At 62.9% G+C, this 18,341-nt stretch carries 18 protein-coding genes; 9 read left to right on the forward strand and 9 right to left on the reverse strand.

Going from position 1 to position 18,341, the window contains the following annotated elements; all coding sequences use genetic code 11:
- Positions 1–32: 32 nt before the first annotated feature.
- A complete protein-coding gene (locus FJ419_RS10480) occupies positions 33–788 on the forward strand; it encodes a DUF502 domain-containing protein (RefSeq protein ID WP_140690955.1) in 756 nt (251 codons plus the stop codon).
- Here FJ419_RS10480 and recG read toward each other — a convergent pair.
- Complete coding sequence (gene recG, locus FJ419_RS10485) at positions 740–2,848, reverse strand: ATP-dependent DNA helicase RecG (RefSeq protein ID WP_140690968.1); 2,109 nt, start codon at positions 2,846–2,848, stop codon at positions 740–742. The genes FJ419_RS10480 and recG overlap by 49 nt on opposite strands.
- A 314-nt stretch (positions 2,849–3,162) precedes the next feature.
- Here recG and FJ419_RS10495 point away from each other — a divergent pair, with 314 nt between their 5' ends.
- Both FJ419_RS10495 and mfd read left to right on the forward strand, forming a co-directional pair.
- Positions 3,163–3,450, forward strand: coding sequence for a succinate dehydrogenase assembly factor 2 (locus FJ419_RS10495; RefSeq protein WP_140690982.1), 288 nt, complete (start codon positions 3,163–3,165; stop codon positions 3,448–3,450).
- A gap of 13 nt (positions 3,451–3,463) precedes the next feature.
- Complete coding sequence (gene mfd / locus FJ419_RS10500) at positions 3,464–6,961, forward strand: transcription-repair coupling factor (protein ID WP_140690989.1); 3,498 nt, start codon at positions 3,464–3,466, stop codon at positions 6,959–6,961.
- A gap of 322 nt (positions 6,962–7,283) precedes the next feature.
- Here the strand turns inward: mfd and FJ419_RS10510 are convergent, their stop codons facing one another.
- Both FJ419_RS10510 and FJ419_RS10515 read right to left on the reverse strand, forming a co-directional pair.
- Positions 7,284–7,814, reverse strand: a complete 531-nt coding sequence (locus tag FJ419_RS10510) for a hypothetical protein (protein WP_246679168.1) — start codon at positions 7,812–7,814, stop codon at positions 7,284–7,286.
- Positions 7,801–8,121: a nucleotidyltransferase domain-containing protein gene (locus FJ419_RS10515; RefSeq protein WP_140690992.1), complete on the reverse strand. Its 321-nt coding sequence runs from the start codon at positions 8,119–8,121 to the stop codon at positions 7,801–7,803. Before FJ419_RS10515 ends, FJ419_RS10510 begins: the two co-directional genes overlap by 14 nt.
- A 98-nt stretch (positions 8,122–8,219) precedes the next feature.
- On the opposite strand from FJ419_RS10515, the gene FJ419_RS10520 reads away from it, so the two are divergent.
- Complete coding sequence (locus FJ419_RS10520; RefSeq protein ID WP_140690995.1) at positions 8,220–8,405, forward strand: DUF3995 domain-containing protein; 186 nt, start codon at positions 8,220–8,222, stop codon at positions 8,403–8,405.
- A 213-nt stretch (positions 8,406–8,618) separates the two neighbouring features.
- Complete coding sequence (locus FJ419_RS10525) at positions 8,619–9,992, forward strand: 3-deoxy-7-phosphoheptulonate synthase class II (RefSeq protein ID WP_140542234.1); 1,374 nt, start codon at positions 8,619–8,621, stop codon at positions 9,990–9,992.
- 90 nt (positions 9,993–10,082) lie between these two features.
- On the opposite strand, the gene FJ419_RS10530 is transcribed toward FJ419_RS10525, so the two are convergent.
- Positions 10,083–11,663, reverse strand: a complete 1,581-nt coding sequence (locus FJ419_RS10530; protein ID WP_140690998.1) for a glycosyltransferase family 39 protein — start codon at positions 11,661–11,663, stop codon at positions 10,083–10,085.
- A gap of 192 nt (positions 11,664–11,855) precedes the next feature.
- On the opposite strand from FJ419_RS10530, the gene FJ419_RS10535 reads away from it, so the two are divergent.
- Entirely contained in the window at positions 11,856–12,560 is a 705-nt protein-coding gene (locus FJ419_RS10535) for a hypothetical protein (protein ID WP_140691001.1), read from the forward strand.
- Positions 12,561–12,710: 150 nt separating this feature from the next.
- Here the strand turns inward: FJ419_RS10535 and FJ419_RS10540 are convergent, their stop codons facing one another.
- From FJ419_RS10540 to FJ419_RS10550, 3 genes are all read right to left on the reverse strand, one after another.
- A complete protein-coding gene (locus FJ419_RS10540) occupies positions 12,711–13,478 on the reverse strand; it encodes an RES family NAD+ phosphorylase (protein ID WP_140691004.1) in 768 nt (255 codons plus the stop codon).
- Complete coding sequence (locus FJ419_RS10545; protein WP_140691007.1) at positions 13,438–13,815, reverse strand: antitoxin Xre/MbcA/ParS toxin-binding domain-containing protein; 378 nt, start codon at positions 13,813–13,815, stop codon at positions 13,438–13,440. The genes FJ419_RS10540 and FJ419_RS10545 overlap by 41 nt, the downstream gene beginning before the upstream one ends.
- Positions 13,816–13,878: 63 nt before the next feature.
- Positions 13,879–14,949, reverse strand: coding sequence for a diguanylate cyclase (locus FJ419_RS10550; RefSeq protein WP_140691010.1), 1,071 nt, complete (start codon positions 14,947–14,949; stop codon positions 13,879–13,881).
- 320 nt (positions 14,950–15,269) lie between these two features.
- On the opposite strand from FJ419_RS10550, the gene FJ419_RS10555 reads away from it, so the two are divergent.
- On the forward strand, positions 15,270–15,689 hold the full coding sequence (locus tag FJ419_RS10555; RefSeq protein ID WP_140691016.1) for a GFA family protein: 420 nt from the start codon (positions 15,270–15,272) through the stop codon (positions 15,687–15,689).
- Positions 15,690–15,767: 78 nt separating this feature from the next.
- On the forward strand, positions 15,768–16,127 hold the full coding sequence (locus FJ419_RS10560) for a diacylglycerol kinase (RefSeq protein WP_140691020.1): 360 nt from the start codon (positions 15,768–15,770) through the stop codon (positions 16,125–16,127).
- Positions 16,128–16,141: 14 nt separating this feature from the next.
- On the opposite strand, the gene FJ419_RS10565 is transcribed toward FJ419_RS10560, so the two are convergent.
- Together FJ419_RS10565 and FJ419_RS10570 are read right to left on the reverse strand one after the other, a co-directional pair.
- Positions 16,142–16,741 carry a DedA family protein gene (locus tag FJ419_RS10565; RefSeq protein ID WP_140691023.1) on the reverse strand — a complete coding sequence of 200 codons (600 nt, stop codon included), beginning with the start codon at positions 16,739–16,741 and terminating at the stop codon, positions 16,142–16,144.
- Positions 16,738–17,301, reverse strand: a complete 564-nt coding sequence (locus FJ419_RS10570; RefSeq protein ID WP_140691027.1) for a DUF1003 domain-containing protein — start codon at positions 17,299–17,301, stop codon at positions 16,738–16,740. The genes FJ419_RS10565 and FJ419_RS10570 overlap by 4 nt, the downstream gene beginning before the upstream one ends.
- Before the next feature lie 91 nt (positions 17,302–17,392).
- On the opposite strand from FJ419_RS10570, the gene FJ419_RS10575 reads away from it, so the two are divergent.
- Complete coding sequence (locus FJ419_RS10575) at positions 17,393–18,106, forward strand: DNA-3-methyladenine glycosylase I (RefSeq protein ID WP_140691115.1); 714 nt, start codon at positions 17,393–17,395, stop codon at positions 18,104–18,106.
- Positions 18,107–18,341 lie beyond the last annotated feature (235 nt).

The following is an 18,341-nucleotide window of genomic DNA, read 5'->3' on the forward strand; positions in this document are numbered from 1 at the left end:
CTCAGCGTTGCAACCTGTGCCGCGGTGAACCCATGTCCGACGCCCTGAAGACCTCTGGCATGACCCGGCTGAGGAACTATTTCCTGACCGGCTTCATCGTCTGCGCGCCGCTGGCGATCACGGTCTATATCGCCTGGTCGCTGATCGGCTGGGTCGATTCCTGGGTAAAACCCTATATTCCAGCCCGCTACAACCCCGATACCTATCTGCCGTTCCCGGTTCCGGGCTTCGGGCTGATCGTGGCGCTGGTGCTGATCACGCTGATCGGCTTCCTGACGGCGAATATCGTCGGCCGCGCCATCGTCAATTTCGGCGAGCGGCTGCTTGGCCGCATGCCGCTGGTGCGTGGCATCTATGGCTCACTGAAGCAGATTTTCGAGACGGTGCTGTCGAACAAGGGTGACATGTTCCGCCAGGTGGGGCTGGTGGAATATCCGCGCAAAGGCGTCTGGTCGCTGGTCTTCGTCGCCAACGACAAGGAAACGGAGATCAACCAGAAGCTGGATCAGGAAGGCGATCCGCTGATTGCGGTGTTCATGCCCTGCACGCCAAACCCGACCACCGGTTTCCTGATGTATGTGCACAAATCCGAGATCGTGCCGCTCGACATGTCGATCGAGGACGGCGCCAAGCTGATCGTTTCGGCCGGCATGGTGGCGCCGGAGGTCAAGGCCAAGCTGGTGACGTTGAATGGCGAGCCCGTCGAAGGCGGCCTCGCCAACCCGGCGATTGGCGCCGCTCAGCCGGCGCGCAGCAGCCGCACCGCCTCGTCGCGGCCGAACAGATAAAGCAGCAGCCGTAGCGCCTCACCGCGTTCGGATTGCAATTCCGGGTCGCGCGACAGGATCAGGCGCGCGTCGTCACGCGCGGCTTCGAGCAGATCGGCATGGAACTCGAGGCGTGCCACCTGGAAGCCGGGCGTGCCTGACTGGCGGGTGCCCAGCAACTCGCCTTCGCCGCGCAGTTTCAGGTCCTCCTCGGCGATCTTGAAGCCGTCCTCGGTCTCGCGCATCACCGAGAGCCGGCGTTTGGCCGTCTCGCCGAGCGGTTCCTTGTAGAGCAGGACGCAGGAGGAGGGCTTGTCGCCGCGCCCGACCCGGCCGCGCAGCTGGTGCAACTGGGCAAGGCCGAAGCGTTCGGCATGTTCGATGACCATGATCGTGGCGTCGGGCACGTCGACGCCGACCTCGATCACGGTGGTGGCGATGAGGATGCGCGTTTCGCCCTGCTTGAAGGCGCGCATCGCCTCGTCTTTCTCCGCACCCTTCATGCGACCGTGCACCAGGCCGATCCGGTCGCCGAAGAGCGGTTTCAGCGAGGCGAAACGATCTTCCGCCGACATCAGCTTGATCTCTTCGGATTCCTCGACCAGCGGGCAGATCCAGTAGATCTTTTGGCCATCGGCGACGGCGTCAAGCATGCGGCCGACCAGCTCATCCAGCCGTTCCATCGGCAAGGTGACGGTGCGGATCGGCTGCCGGCCGGCCAGTTTTTCGGTGAGCTTCGAGACATCCATGTCGCCGAAGGCGGTCAGCACCAGCGTGCGCGGGATGGGGGTCGCCGTCATCACCAGCATGTCCGGCGCGTCACCCTTGGCGGTGATGGCGAGGCGCTGGTGGACGCCGAAGCGATGCTGCTCGTCGACGACGGCCAGCACCAGGTCGTGAAACGCCACGCTTTCCTGGAACAGCGCATGGGTGCCGACGACGATGTCGATTTCGCCGCCGGCAAGACCTGCAAGCGTCTCGGCACGCTCGCGGCCCTTCTCGCGCCCGGTCAGGATAGCGAGGCGCAGGCCGGCTTTTTCCGCCAGCGGCGCGATCGTCGCCAGATGCTGGCGCGCCAGGATCTCGGTCGGCGCCATCAGCGCCGCCTGGCCGCCGGCCTCGACGGCGCGCGCCATGGCGAGCAGCGCCACCACCGTCTTGCCGGAGCCGACGTCGCCCTGCAGCAGGCGCAGCATGCGTTCGGGATCGGCGAGGTCGGCGTTGATCTCGCCGAGCGCGAATTCCTGGCTGGCAGTGAGCTTGTAGGGCAGGGCAGCGCGCAGCTTCTCGACGATGCTGCCGTCGCCGGTAAGCGGCCGGCCCGAGAGACGGCGGATTCTGGAACGGACCAGCGCCAGCGAAACCTGCCCGGCCAGCAATTCGTCATAGGCGAGGCGTCGCCAGGCCGAGCCTTCGACGGCAACGTCGATCGGGTCCTTCGGATAATGGATGCGCGCAAGCGCATCGCCGAAGGACGGGAAGGTGTGGCGGCGCATGAAGGCGTCGTCCTGCCACTCAGGCAGCTCCGGCAGGCGTCCAAGTGCCTGGCCGATGGCGCGGCGCAGCACCTTGGACGACAGGCCGGCGGTGAGCGGATAGACCGGTTCGACCAACGGTAGGCCCTCGGCCTCGTCGATCGGTGCGATATGGTCGGGATGGACCATCGTCGGGCGGCCGTTGAACCATTCCATGCGACCCGAGATCACCACACGCTCGCCTTCGGGAAGCATCTTCTGCAGATAGGCGGCATGGGCATGGAAGAAGGTCAGCGCGACCTCGCCGGTGTCGTCATGGGCGTAAACCCTGTACGGCACCGATCTGTTGCCGCGCGGCGGCGGCTGGTGGCGGTCGACGCGCACTTCGAGCGTGACGATCTGTCCCTCGGCCGACAGCGCGATGCCGGGCCGGTTGCGGCGGTCGATGACGGTGTTGGGCAGCACGAACAGAAGGTCGGCCGCGCGCGCAGCGCGATCGCCGAGGTCGGCCGGCACGACACGCTCGATCAGCAATCCGACCTTCGGGCCGACGCCGGCAAGCGAAGTGATCGGAACGAACAAGGGATCGAGGACGGTGGGACGCATCAGCGTGGCGTCGGTTTGGAAACTGGATAGGTCGCGTTCCTTCGCGCCCCCCTCTGTCCTGCCGGACATCTCCCCCACAAGGGGGGAGATTGGCAGTTTTTGCGCCGGCGCACTCTTGCAACCTTGGAGATTGGCGAAAGCCGACATGACATCCAATCTCCCCCCAAGTGGGGGAGATGTCCGGCAGGACAGAGGGGGGCGCGAAGGAATGCAATCATCTCAGGTAGATTGTCGGGCGTCTCACTTTGCCTTGCAAGGCTGACACCGCTCTCTATCCACGCTATATGCGCCGCTTTGGACAGGGATGCGGCGCCATGACCGGAACACAGCGATCAAGCGAGGGGTTGGACGCGCGCCGCCGCAAGCTCCTGTTCCGCTCCTGGCATCGCGGCATGCGCGAGATGGACCTGATCCTCGGTTCCTTCGCCGACGCCGAGATCGGTGCCTTGACCGGCGATGAAATCGACCAATATGAGAGACTTCTCGAAATTCCCGACACTGAATTTTTCCCGATGATCACCGGCGAGCGCCCGGTTTCGCCTGATATCGATTGCGCGGTGCTGCAAAAGATCCTGGCGTCGCGCCGGACCCTGACATTTTGAAAAACGCATATCCATGACCCTCATTCCTTCCATCGGCTTGCCCAAGGGCCGCGCCGGCCAGTTCATCGTCGACGGCATCGCCGACGGCTACGAAGCCTTCGCCCTGGTGCGGACGGCGCAGGAGATCGCGCCCGACAAGCCGGTGCTGTTCGTCGCGCGTGACGGCCAGCGGCTGCCGGCGATCATCGAAGCGCTCGCCTTTGCCGCGCCCGGCCTGCCGGTGCTGGAGCTGCCGGCCTGGGACTGCCTGCCTTACGACCGCGTCTCGCCCGGCGCAGATGCGGCGGCGCGGCGGCTCGACGCGCTTTCGGCCATGATCGCGCTGGCCAAGAAACCGCATCGCGCGGTGATCCTCACCACCGCCAATGCGTTGCTGCAGCGCATCCCGCCGGCCGAGCTGATCGAAGCTCAGACTTTCCACGCCAAGCCGGGAAACCAGATCGACATGAACGCGCTGATCGCGAGGCTGGAGACATCCGGCTTCGAGCGCGTGCCGACCGTTCGCGGGCTTGGTGAATTCGCGGTGCGCGGCGGCATCCTCGACCTTTTCGCGCCCGGCTGGAGCGAGGCGCTCAGGCTCGACTTCTTCGGCGACACGCTGGAATCGATCCGCGTCTTTGACGTCGCGACGCAGCGCACCACCGGGCAGCGCAAGTCGATGTCGCTGCAAGCGATGAGCGAGGTGGCGCTGACACCGGAAACGATCAGCCGCTTTCGCCGGTCCTATATCGAGGCCTTCGGCGCGCCGTCGCGCGACGACGCGCTCTACGCGGCGGTCAGCGAAGGCCGCCGCTTCGCCGGCATGGAGCACTGGCTGCCCTTCTTCTACGAGCGGCTGGCGACCGTGTTCGACTATCTGCCGGACGCGCCTGTCGTGTTCGACCATCTGGCACATGAGGCCTTGGCCGAGCGCCACACGCTGATCCTCGACCACTACGAGGCACGCCGCAAGCAGGCTGACAGCGCGCTCAAGGATGCCGTCCCTTACAAGCCGGTGGCGCCGGATCTGCTGTATCTCTCGCCCGAAAACCTCAAGGCGTCGCTCGGACCGCGCGAGGACATAGACTTCAGCGTCTTCGACGCCCCTGATGTCGGCGGCAAAAAGGTCTTCCATGGCGGCTCGCGGCAAGGCCGCAGCTTTGCCGAGGAGCGCGCCGATCCCAACATCAACGTCTTCGACGTCGTCGTGAAGCACATTGCCGACGAGCGCGCGGCGCGTCGCCGCGTCATCGTCGCCGGCTGGACTGAAGGCTCGCTCGACCGGCTCGGGCAAATTCTCGCGGAGCACCATCTCGGTAATCTGAAACCTGTCGCGACGCTGGCCGAGGTCGAAAAGCTGGAGCCGGGGCAGGCGGGCCTTGCCGTGCTGCCGCTCGAATCCGGCTTTGAGACCGACGATCTGGTCGTCGTCGCCGAGCAGGACATCCTCGGCGACAGGCTCATTCGGCGTTCCAAGCGCAAGAAGAAGGCCTCCGATTTCATAGCCGAAGCCTCGTCGCTGTCGGCAGGCGACATCGTCGTCCATGCCGACCATGGCATAGGCCGCTTCATCGGCTTGCGCACCATCGAGGCGCTCGGCGCGCCGCATGACTGTCTCGAAATCCACTATGCCGGCGACGATCGCCTGTTCCTGCCGGTGGAAAACATCGAGCTTCTGTCGCGCTATGGCTCGGATTCGACTGAGGCGACGCTCGACAAGCTGGGCGGCGGCGCCTGGCAGGCGCGCAAGGCACGGCTGAAGCGGCGCCTGCTCGATATGGCCGGGCAATTGATCCGCATCGCCGCCGAGCGGCAGATGCGTGCAGCGCCCTCCATGATCCCGGCGGAAGGGCTTTATGGCGAGTTCGCCGCACGTTTCCCCTATGAGGAGACCGACGACCAGCAGACGGCGATCGATTCCGTCCTGGATGATCTCGGCGCCGGCAAACCGATGGACCGGCTGATCTGCGGCGACGTCGGCTTCGGCAAGACGGAAGTTGCGTTGCGCGCCGCCTTCATCGCGGCCATGGAAGGGTTCCAGGTCGCGGTCGTGGTGCCGACGACGTTGTTGTCGCGGCAGCACTTCAAAACCTTCTCGCAGCGCTTTTCGGGCCTGCCGATCCGCATCGCGCAGGCGTCGCGCCTGGTTGGTTCAAAAGAATTGGCGGAGACCAAGAAGGGCATCGCCGAAGGCACGGTCGACATCGTCGTCGGCACGCACGCGCTGCTCGGCAGCTCGATCTCGTTCAAGCGCCTCGGCCTGCTGATCATCGACGAGGAGCAACATTTCGGCGTCAAGCACAAGGAACGGCTGAAGGATCTCAAGTCCGACGTGCATGTGCTGACGCTGTCGGCGACGCCGATCCCGCGCACGCTGCAACTGGCGCTGACCGGCGTGCGCGAGCTCTCGCTTATCGCCACGCCGCCGGTCGACCGCATGGCGGTGCGCACCTTCATCTCACCCTTCGATCCGCTGGTCATCCGCGAGACACTGCTGCGCGAGCGCTATCGCGGCGGCCATTCCTTCTATGTCGTGCCGCGTATCAGCGACCTGGCCGAAATCCATGATTTCCTGAGGGAATCCGTGCCGGAGCTGAAAGTGGCGGTGGCGCATGGCCAGATGCCGCCGGGCGAGCTCGACGACATCATGAACGCTTTCTACGACGGTCAGTACGACGTGCTCCTGTCGACGACCATCGTCGAATCCGGGCTCGATATCCCGACCGCAAACACGCTGATCATCCATCGCGCCGACATGTTCGGCCTGGCGCAGCTCTATCAGTTGCGCGGCCGCGTCGGCCGTTCGAAGGTGCGCGCCTATGCGCTGTTCACGCTGCCGGCGAACCGCAAGCTCACCGATACGGCCGAGCGCAGGCTGAAGGTGCTGCAGTCGCTCGACACGCTCGGTGCGGGGTTCCAGCTCGCCAGCCACGACCTCGATATCCGTGGCGCCGGCAATCTTCTGGGCGAAGAGCAGTCCGGCCATATCAAGGAGGTCGGCTTCGAGCTCTACCAGCAGATGCTGGAAGAGGCGGTGGCCGAGGTGAAGGATACCGGCGAGGCGCAGGACGGCGGCTGGTCGCCGCAGATCGCCGTCGGCACCGCGGTGATGATCCCGGAAAGCTATGTGCCCGACCTGCAGCTCCGCATGGCGCTCTACCGACGCCTGGGCGACCTCGAAACCACCGAGGAGATCGACGGCTTCGGCGCCGAGCTGATCGACCGCTTCGGGCCTTTGCCGGAAGAGGTGACGCACCTGTTGAAGATCGTCTTCATCAAGGCGCTCTGCCGCAGGGCCAATGTCGAGAAGCTCGATGCCGGGCCCAAGGGCGTCGTCATTCATTTCCGCAAGCGCGAGTTCCCCAATCCGGTCGGGCTGGTCAAGTTCATCGGCGAGCAGGGATCGCTGGCCAAGATCAGGGCCGACCATAGCGTCGTTTTCACCCGCGACTGGCCGAACGCGGAGAAGCGGCTCGCCGGCTCGGCCGTGGTGATGACGCAACTGGCGCGGCTCGTCGACAAGGCCGCGTAGGCCTGGGATGATGAGGGGACCGCCAAACGCGACGACCAGTCGACTAATTCAATGTCAGGCGTTTTGAAGATCCACGAGTTCAATCGTTACCCGCTGCACGGCCAGTTCTGGCCTCTTGGGTCGAGAACCCGTCATTGAGATAATCCCGGCTCGCTCAAGAATCGCCAATGAGCGTGAAACGTTCGGTTGCGGCCGCGCTGCCAAATTGCACAATTCCGTGACGCTTTGCGGCCGATGCCGATGGATCAGCGCCACCAGCCGACAGTTCTCAGGTGTCAGCGCTCGCAAGATCTGTTCCGGCGTACGTGACGGAGCCATCTATTCAACGGCCGCCGGAGGCCCCGCCTCCCGAGCCGTCACCATTATCGTCCGTATTTTCCTCGGTGAGGGCTCTCTCCAGGGAAACAATAGCTTCCACGAAAGCCGGGAATGCCTTTCTTGCTCGGTCGAGATTTTCTTGAACCTTGTCCGTTTTCAGGTCAAAGCCGTACCGATGCCTCACCAGATGACGAAATCCTTTCAACTCACCGAAAGCCTCGTAAAGCGCAGGGTCGAGGACGGCAGGGCGGATGCCAGCAATTTGCACTGACATTTGATCGAGCACGTCCTGGTGCATCGAAGGCCCTTTGGGGACGAGATCGTCCACATCGTTGGCCAGACTGAGCAGAATATCTTCGATGCCATTGTAGATATTGTGGATTCCAAGCGAAACAGCTGCAACCGCTCCCCATTCGCCAAGTGCCATCTCGCTGCCGTGCTCTGACAAATACTCATCAATCTGCTGCAGCTCTTTTGCCGCGCGGTCGATTTTTGGCGACAGCTTTGCGAATGCCGGATGCTTAAACGCAGTCATTGAGCAGTTCCTGAACCCGTTCCGGCGAAATATCTGACGCAAAAATGAGATCGTAGGGAATATCCATTCCCCGGAGATGGTCGGCGACCAGATGTTCGACCATAGCCCGCCGCGCGGGATCGGTTCTCCCGTGAACCAGCAAGTCGATATCCGAATGAACGCGGAAACGACCTTTGGCGAGGGAACCGACAACGGAGATATCGATCCCGCGGCCTTTTGCGCACTGAAGAATGCGCGACACGCAAGCCTGCGCGGCCCTCCTGCGTTCATCGGCTCGTCGATGGATCAAAGTCTGGATCTTATTCATCGTTCACCGTCGCTTTGACCAACAATGCCCTTTGGGCTAGACAACCACAACAGCGCCCCACCTGCAACGGAACCGCTGCAGGACATATATATCATAAAATGATATTTATCATCCTGTGTGCGGCGATATTCACACTGCGGGCATTAAGCTGGTCACGATATTTCGGGCTGTTCAAGCGGGTCAGGAACACGCGCTTCGCCAGATATGACAGCCTGCTTTACAGCCCATCTTGCCTGTTGTTGGGGCTCGGCTTGTTCCTGTTCGCGCTGGCGGACGCGGCGTAGCGAGGCTGCGTACGCGGCACGGCGGGGAGGCGAACCATTCGCCACCACTGAAAAACCCGGCTAGAATAGGCAGTCGGCTTCGTGTAAGGAGCCGCGACCTCGTATCGAGGCTGGAATGGCGGGCAAGCGCGCTCGCCGGTTTGTTTTGATGCAATTCCGACGGAAATCTCACATTTTTCCTGGAGTTGCTCTGGAAGGGCGTTGGGTGCAGCGATGACGAAATGGTCGCCGAATTCGTGGAGAGCAAAGCCGATCAAGCAGGTCCCGGCCTACCCGGACCTTGGGGCTTTGCAAGCCACGGAAGCGCGGCTTGCGACCTATCCGCCGCTGGTCTTTGCCGGCGAGGCGCGCAAGCTGAAGAAGCAGCTGGCGGCCGTAGCAGCCGGCGAAGCCTTCCTGCTCCAGGGCGGTGACTGCGCCGAGAGCTTTGCCGAGCATGGCGCCGACAACATCCGCGACTTCTTCCGCGTCTTCCTGCAGATGTCGGTGGTGCTTACCTTCGCCGGCGCGCAGCCGGTGGTGAAGGTCGGCCGCGTCGCCGGCCAGTTCGCCAAGCCGCGCTCGTCCGACAACGAGACGAAGGCCGGCGTGACGCTGCCGAGCTACCGCGGCGACATCATCAACGGCATTGAATTCGACGCCTCCTCGCGCATTCCAGATCCGGCGCGCCAGGAGATGGCGTACCGCCAGTCCGCCGCGACGCTCAACCTTCTGCGCGCCTTCGCGCAGGGCGGCTATGCCAGCCTGGAGAACGTGCATCGCTGGATGCTGGGCTTCGTCGCCGACAGCCCGCAGGGCGAGAAATACGAATCGCTCGCCAACCGCATCACCGAGACGATGGATTTCATGCGCGCGGTGGGCATCACGTCCGAAACCAATTTCGCGCTGCGCGAGACGGATTTCTACACCAGCCACGAGGCGCTGCTGCTCGGCTATGAGGAAGCGCTGACGCGCGTCGATTCGACCTCCGGCGACTGGTACGCGACCTCCGGCCACATGATCTGGATTGGCGATCGCACCCGCCAGCCCGATCACGCGCATATCGAGTATTGCCGCGGCATCAAGAATCCGCTCGGCCTGAAATGCGGGCCGTCGCTGACGCCGGACGGCCTGATGGAATTGATCGACCTGCTCAATCCCGAAAACGAGCCGGGCCGTCTGACGCTGATCGCGCGCTTCGGCTCCGACAAGGTCGCCGAGCATCTGCCGAAGCTGGTGCGTGCAGTTAAGAAGGAAGGCCGCAACGTTGTCTGGTCGTCGGATCCGATGCATGGCAACACGATCGAGGCGGCCGGCTACAAGACGCGGCCGTTCGACCGCATTCTCAAGGAAGTGCAGACCTTCTTCGAAGTTCATCGCGCGGAAGGCACGCATCCGGGCGGCATCCATGTGGAGATGACCGGCAAGAACGTCACCGAATGCACAGGCGGCGCCCGCGCCATCACGGCGGAAGACCTGCAGGACCGCTATCACACCCATTGCGACCCGCGCCTCAACGCCGACCAGGCGATCGAGCTCGCCTTCCTGGTCTCGGACCTGCTCAAGAAGAGCCATCCGGTCCAGCACAAGCAGGCCGCCAACGCCTGAATAGAAGCTTGACGCCCATCGTCGGAGGCGCTGGCGGCGATGCTGGCGCCTTTTGACGTCGGGCTGATAAACTTCAAGTCGGATCGCGGGTCATTCCGGATCGGGCGGTCCGGGCGGATCGCCCGGGAAACTGGTTCTGCCGGGCGGAATGACGGCGAAGCTGATCTCCAGGGGCGGTGCCTTAAGCGACCAGTCGAACGGCACGGTCTTGACCGGCAGGCCGGCGATCCAGGCCTGCTGTTGCGGGGAGAGCCTCCAACCGGTCGGCCACACCAGCAGCATGCCCTGATCCCGCAGGCGCTGGTCCGTGATCCAGGGGGCAAGGCGCCTGTCGAGCGTCGTGAAAATCGACGGCTGGTCCGCCGCTTCCAGCCCGGCAAGCTGAGCCACGCCATCCTCGCCGCCGACGATGCCCAGTGGTGCTGGCACCGTCTCATGCCAGATCGCTTCGGCCGTCTGCGAGATCGATCGTGCCGGCCAGCACATCGGCTGCAGTCGGCCGAGGACGTTGCAACTGGACCAGCGTGTAACCGCATAGGCGCTCGATACGCCGACCACGCAGAGCAGTGCCAGCAGCGTCAGTCGGCGCAACTCGGCCGCCCCCAGGCGCTGGCCCAAGAGTGCAACCGCGAGGGCGCCGACCAAATTGTACATCGTCGCGCCCCAGGACTCGCCGGTGCCGGTGAACAGCGACGCGGCCATGATCAGGAGCGCCGGCCCCAGGCCCATCCATGCCAGGTAGACAATCGCGCGTCGCTCGGGGGCAGGGCGGGCCGGCAAGGGGTCTCGTGCCGGGTCGGCCCGCCGTCGCAGCAGGCCGGAAATAGCAAGAACGGCGGGAAGAGCGGCAAGCCCTGCAAGCTGAACGCCGATATAGTAGAGCCGGGCCCGGTTGGCGAGCACCCAGGCGTTGCGATGCTCGGCATAGGTCAGCGGCAGAAAATCGAGGCGGAAAAGCGCAATTGCCAGCGGCGCCGCGAGGCCCAGAAAAACCGCAAGACCGAGCCATGGCCATGGGGTGGCAAGCCGGCTTCGGGCGCGGGCGTCGTACAAAATCCAGATACCACCGAAGACCAGCAGCAGAGCCGTCGAGAACTTGGCGTAGAGCCCGATGCCGGAGACGAGGCCGAGGGCGAGCCACCAGCCTGGACGGCCGTCGCGCGCCGAGCGCCACAGCAACCATGAGATTGCGGCCCAGAACGGCATCTGCGCATAGTCATGGTTGAATTGCGGGGTCGGCCAGCCGAAGAAATAGATCGGCGGCATCAAGAGCACGGCGGCGATCGCCCGGGTCGGACCCATGATGTCGCGCGCTAGAAAGTAGACCAGGACGAAAGTCGTCGAGATCATCAACTGCGACAGCATATATTGCGGCCAGCGGAATGAGCCGGTGATCAGGTGGCTGATCTCCAGCAGCCAGCAGGGGAGTTGCGGGTGCTTGTAGGTCAGCAGCACCCATTCGCGGCCCCACATGAAACCCTCGACGACGTCGCGCGGCGGCCCAACGTTGACGAGCGCGGGCATGACCGTCCAGCAGGCGATCTGGATCGTGCACAAAAGCGCCAGCAACCGCCATGGATGCCGGACCAGACCGTTCCAGATGGAAGACAGATCGTCTTCCGCCGCAGCCGCGGCGGGCCAGACATGCACGGATTCACTGGTTCTCGACATACAGGCCTAAAATCATACCGATGGATTGCTGAACAGTCCGATAGCAAAAGCTTACGAAAAAGTATTCTTCCGCAACATTGTAAAACCAAGATTGCGATGGAACCCGTCGCCGGCGCTTCGGGCAGGACCGGCCGGCCGATCGTTGCCGGAGCCCGTCCGTGGCGCCGCGGTTTTAGCAATACAGGTTCCCCCATGCGCCATCAGCATGCCGTCATCCATCACCGTGGGCTCGATTTCTGGTCGGCGCGCGCCGCGGTTCTCGTCGTCATCTGCCTGCAGCTTCTGGTCATCAACAACCTGTCCTTCGGTCCGCGCTGGCTGGCCCCTTCGGTGGAGGCGGCGCTGCTCGTGCCCTTGTCGATCGCGACGGCCTGGACGCAAATGGCGACGCGCAGTGCAGTCGACCATGAACATTGGTACGCGATCGGCCAACTTCGCCTTTACATCCGCCGCACGGCACTGGTGATGACGGGAGTCATCAGCATCATGAATTGCGGATCGCTGGTCTTCCTGGTGCGGGCATTGCTGGAAGGGCATGCCGGGGCCGGCACGACTCTGCTCATCGACGCGCTCAACATCTGGGTCACCAACGTGATTGTCTTTGCGCTGTGGTTCTGGAGCACTGATCGGGGCGGTCCGCCGACCTGCGGGCTGGTCAAGCGCGCGCAGGCAGACTTCCTGTTTCCGCAAATGACGCTACCCGATCGCGAGATACAGGGCTGGCTGCCGGGCTTCGTCGACTATGTCTTCCTCGCCTTCACCAATGCCACGGCGTTCTCGCCGACCGACACCTTGCCGCTCACGCAGCGCGCGAAGCTCCTGATGATGGCCGAAGCGATGATCTCGCTCCTGACGATCGCGCTGGTGGCGGCGCGTGCCGTCAACATCCTGGCCTAAAACTGTATCGATATTCAGGTGAGGTCGGCCTGCGAATGGCGGCCTCCTGCGCTTCCGGTGCTCACGTACTCGAAGTATGCTCCGCTCCGGTTCTCGGAGGCCACCATTCTCGGCTCGTCCTGACCTGAATCTCGATACAGTTTTCGAAGTTCAGTAGCCGCGCTCCCAGCGCATGCCGGCCAATCGCGGATCGGCAAAGGCGGTGCGTGAGAATTCCAGCCGCTTGTCCGGGAATTCGCAGATGGCCTGAAGGCCGAAAGAGCCGATCCGGATGCGCCAGGTCTGCGGCTCCAGCGGTTTTGCCTTGGCAAAGCCCTTGCACGTCAACAGCGCGATATTGACGCCCTTGGGATCGCGCACCGAGCGATAGCGGATCGCCTGCAGCTCGGCCTCACGCGCGACATCGGCGATCGCCTGGCAGGCGGTGTAGTCGGTCGCGTGCGTCCAGGCCTTCTCGTCGCGATCGAGCGGCGGCTGTGTCAGGTCGATTGCGCGGTCGCATTTTATCGCGGCGGCGAAGGCGGTATATTCCGCCGCGTCGCTCGGCCATTGCGTCGCCGGCGATTCCGCAAAAAACAGCAAGCGGTAGAAGGCCATCTCCGCCACCGCCGTCAGCGCCGTCTCGGCGGCGTAATAGACGCCTTTCGTCTTGCCGGCGCGGCGGAAGCGGGAGCCGTATGGATAGACGGAGCCATAGCGAAAAGGCGTCGCCAACAGGTAGTGGAGATGGCGGCACTCAAGCGGGATCCGCGGCTTGGTGTCCTCGATGAGGTCTTCCAGCAGCGCCTGCTCATCGAGCGTGTCGATGAGCTTAAGGGTCGAGACGCGGTGCTGCGCCTCGACCATCCGCCAGTACTTGCCTTCGAGCCGGACGGCCTCAGACGAGAGCGCGCCGGGAGTCCAGGTAGGCAATGACATCGACAAGTCCGGCAATCGTCAGGATTTTTTCGAGCGGCGTGCCGTCGAGCGTGGTGTTGGGATTCTTCAGCCACGCCCGGGCGACGGTCTCGTCGCCGCCGACGATGGCGTCGAGCGAACGGAACAGGCGCACGAACAATACGGCCAACTCGAACGGCTTGGTGCCGCGTTCAAGCAGGAATTCCTGCCGGCGCATGCGCGAGACCGTTGCTTCCGACACGCCGATGACCAAAGCAAGCGTCCTGGCGGTGATATCGAGCAGGTCGGCCGCACGCAGCGTGGCCTTGGTGATGACGGCATTTTCGGCCGCCGTCGCGGCCGCGACTGAACGTTGCATTAGCGCACCCTTTCATTTCTGTGGAAAATATAGTCCACAAAAATTCGTCTGGAAAGGGGTGCGTCAGTCTTTCTTGTAAAGCAGCCAGCCTTTGCCAGCCCGGCTTACCATGGCCGAGTGCTTTGTCACACGGTTGCGGCCGCCGACCTTGGAGCGGTAAAGCGCCTGGTCGGCCTTGGTATAGAGATCCTCGGGGTTTTCCGCCTCCGAGGCCATGCAGATGCCCAGCGACACGGTAACGGTGCCGTAGTTCATGCCGGTCTGGCTGCCGGTGAACGGGGTCTGCTCGACGAGCGCGCGGATGCGCTCGGCGATCTCGTATGTGGCTTCCTCGCTGGCGCCTTCGACGATAAGCGCGAACTCCTCGCCGCCGGTGCGCGCGACAAATATGTCGGCACGCACGCTGGACTGGAAGATCTCGGCGATGATCTGCAGGATCCTGTCGCCGACCGGGTGGCCGTAGCGATCGTTTATGTCCTTGAAATGATCGATATCGGCAAGGATCAAGGCGTTGAACAGGATGCCGCGGTTGCTGTTGTAGATCCGGGTGATCTCCTTGTCGAAGGCGCGGCGGTTCCACAGCTGCGTGAGCGGGTCGGTGTCGGCAAGCCGCTTGTATTCCTCGAGCTTCGACTTGACGCTTTCAAGCTCGGCTGTCTTTTCGCTGAGCGTGCTGGCGATCTGACGGCCGTGGTCGATCGTCGAGCTGGTGGCGGCCGACATGGCGCCTGCGATCTTCTGCAGGAGCTCTTGCGAAAGCAGGCTGCGATTGCTCAGGCCGCTCGAGGTCTCGTCGAGGATGCGGCCGTACTTCTCGATATGCGAGCGCTCGCTGCGCAACAGCGCGGCGATGTCCTCGAGTTCCTTGGCCACCACCTCACGGGCGTGCTCGACAATGGCGGGGCCGTGGTGCTGCGGGAAGAAGCTCCGTCCGATGCGGTCGAGATCTTCCTGGGTCGGGCGGTTGCTCAACGAGACGACGGCAAGGCTGAGTTCGCGATTGCTGCTGCTGAGCGCCTCGTAGAAGATTTCATAGTTACGCGGCAGGCCAAGCACGCCGAGCTGTCGCATCGTCGCCACGACGGTGCTGGCGATGTCGGTGTTCCTGTCGGTCGGAATGGCTGCCGGCTTCATGTTCTGTTCACTGCCCCTTCAGCGCGACCGGAGACATGCCACCGCCGGGAGTCGCTCACGCGGGGATTTGAATCAGAATTGTGGTGCGACGGCGCGTCCCCAACACGACCATCGCTTGTGGGAACCATAGATGCAGTTTCGCTAAAGTTTCCTTAATAGCCTGGATTTCCTCATTGTGCCTGCTACCACAGGGTGCAAAGCGGTGCAGACGCAGGTTTTGAAGCACGTCCTTGCGATGTCGCTTTTGCCGATGCCAGACGTCGATGAAACTGGAATCCTGTGCGCTGATTGGATTGAGGCGGAAGCAACAGGAGGGTGGAATGGACGATAATCACAGCGGATCGTGCCTGTGCGGGGCGGTGCGTTTCAGAACGAAGGGCCCACTACGCGGGGTGATTTATTGCCATTGTTCACAATGCCGCAAGCAGAGCGGCCATTTCTACGCCGCAACCAACGTTGCGGACGCCGACATCGTTATCGAAGGCATGGAAAACCTCACCTGGTATGAGGCGTCCGACTTCGCCAAGCGTGGCTTTTGCAAGACATGCGGCTCGGTGCTGTTCTGGAAGCCGAAAGGCGATGCCTATGTTTCGGTTATGGCTGGTTCATTCGAAGAACCGAGCGGACTTCAGGGCGAATGCCACATCTTCGTCGGCGACAAGGGCGATTACTATTCGATCGAGGACGGGTTGCCGCAGTTCGAGAAATCGGCGCCCTCGATAAAGGTCGCGGGCGGATGAATTTTGCGGCGGCTGCCTTATTCCCTTGATCCCACCATTGCGATATCCCCTGCCGGTGACTCGCAACGGGGCAGAGGCATGCAGCGGCTGATCGATGCTTTTATCAATTCAGTGCGGGCTTTCCGCAAGTTGGCCGCCCACGAAAAGGCGTTCCAGCAGGAATTGCTGTTGCTGGCGCTCGCCTTGCCGGCCGGCTGGTTCATCTCGGTTTCATGGCGCGGCTATGCCCTGCTGATCGGCGCTGTGCTGCTCCTGATCATGGTCGAAGTGCTCAACACCGGCATCGAGGCGGCCTGCGACGCAATCTCGCGCGAATTCCACATCGACATCCAACTTGCCAAGGACTGCGGTTCGCTGGCCGTGCTGATTTCGATCGTGATCGCCGGCGGCGTCTGGGGCATCGCCCTCGTCGAACGCCTTGTCGGCGCGCCGATTTGATCCTCGCGGATTGATCAAGATCCTGCCTGGTCTTCCTTGGCGCGTTCGCGCTTCGCGAAGTGATGGCCTACCAACCAGGCGACCACGGCGATAACGATGCCGACGCCGAGGGCGATGAGCAGGCGCTCATGGCGAGCAAACGCCTGGCCCACGATTTCCTCCGCGCCCAGGCCGAAGACATAGCCGATGCCGCTGAACAGGGCCGACCAGACCGCGGACGAGATGGCGTTCAGGATGACGAAACGCGGCATGGACACGGTCGACAGGCCGGCGGCGACGCCGCCGACCAGGCGCATGCCGTAGATATAGCGGTTGGTCAGCACGAAAATGTTGGGATGGGTATTGAGCAGGCGATAGGCGCGGCTGAAGCCCGGACGCCTGCGCAACAGTCTCACATAGCGATGTTCGGCGAAGCTGCGCCCCATGGTGAAGAAGAACGTGTCGCCGGCGAAGGCGCCGAGGAAGGCGGCAAAAAAAGTCTGCCACAGCACGAAAACATGCTGATGGGCGAAGAAGCCGCCCAGGATCGCCGCGCTTTCGCCTTCGGCCACGCAGCCCAAGAAGACCGCGATCAGCCCATATTGCTCGATGAGGCGGTGGATGGTCTCGTTCATTCCGTTGCGGGCCGCGCGGACAGTTTTTCGTCAATGCGCCTGATCTGCTCGGCCATGCGCAGGATTTCGTCACGCATGCCGATGATCTCGCTATGGCGAAGCTCGTCGAGCTTTTCATGCAGGGCCATGATCTCGATCTCGGCCTTCAGATTGACCTCGTAGTCATGGGCGGCGTCGATGCGGTCGCGCTCGGTCTGGCGGTTCTGCGACATCATGATCACCGGCGCTTGAAGGGCGGCCACCATCGACAGAACAAGGTTGAGGAAGATGAAAGGATAGGGGTCGAAGGCGTCGCGGGTGAGCAGCCAGGCATTGCCGGCAGTCCAAAGAACAAGAAAGGCCAGAAAGCTCAGGATGAAGGACCAGGAACCGCCGATCCTGGCGATGGTATCGGCAATACGGTCGCCATAGGTCTCGTGGAAGGCCACGGCCTTGTTGGTGTCGCGCGCGATGGTGGTGCGCTCGAGCGTCGACTGGAGCACGCGGCTCTCGAGCGGACCGAAACCGTCCGGCTTTCGCTTGAGCAGACGGTTCGCCATGTCTTCGACGGTCTTGTTCATTTGTCCCCTCCTTCGGCCGGGTGTCGATAGAGGTAGATGCTGCCGGGCCGCACGTGAAGTGATAGATTGCGGCAAGCAGGCGGGGACAATGATGCTCGATTTCCAGAAAATCCATGCACGGGCGGCAAAGCGCAAGGGCGGAGAGGCCGTGCTGGCGCCGTTGCTTGGCCCCGCGCCCGACAATATGGCAGTGGCAAAGATCCCCGACGACCGTATCCTCTCCACCATGGCCGAACGCATTTTCGCCGCGGGATTCGTGTGGCGGGTGATCGAGCAGAAATGGCCGGGTTTCGAGGAAGCGTTCCTAGGCTTCGAGCCGAAGCGGCTTCTGTTCCAGCCGGACGACTTCTGGCACGAGCTTGCATCCGACAGCCGCATCGTGCGCAATCCGCAGAAGATCAAGTCGGTGCGCGACAATGCCGCCTTCGTCGATCGCGTGTCGAAAGAAAATGGCAGCTTCGGCAAATTCATCGCCTCCTGGCCCGCGGACGATCAGGTCGGCCTGACCGCGTATCTCGCCAAGCATGGCAGCCGGCTCGGCGGCAACACCGGCCAGTATTTCCTGCGCTGGCTCGAATGGGACACGTTTGTCGTCTCCACCGACATGGCGGCGGCATTGCGCGATGCCGGCCTCGATATCGCCGAAAACCCGACCTCGAAGCGGGACCTCGACAAGATCCAGGCGCAGATCAACCAATGGTCGGCCGAGACCGGCCTGCCGCGCCGCCACATCTCGCGCATCCTGGCGATGTCGATCGGCGAGAACCGCTCGGCAGAGGCATTGCGCGAATATATGAGCGACTAGTTCCCCCCGATACAGGGATTTTGAAAGGCTGCCATATGTCTTGGTGTGAGATTTTCCGTTCATTTGCGTGAAATCAGCGCAAACGCCGGAGATTGGTTGAAGCCGCCCCAACGTCGTCATTCTATGGCGGAGCAAGGAGCGAAGCGACGCGCAGACCATAGAATCCTGTGTGTTGGTTCTGGTGTATGGTTGAAGTGGGAAGGAGGCCGAGTGGATCTTGGTCGTCCTTTCGGAC

The sequence above is a fragment of the Mesorhizobium sp. B2-6-2 genome, from assembly GCF_006440615.1.
GTDB lineage: Bacteria > Pseudomonadota > Alphaproteobacteria > Rhizobiales > Rhizobiaceae > Mesorhizobium.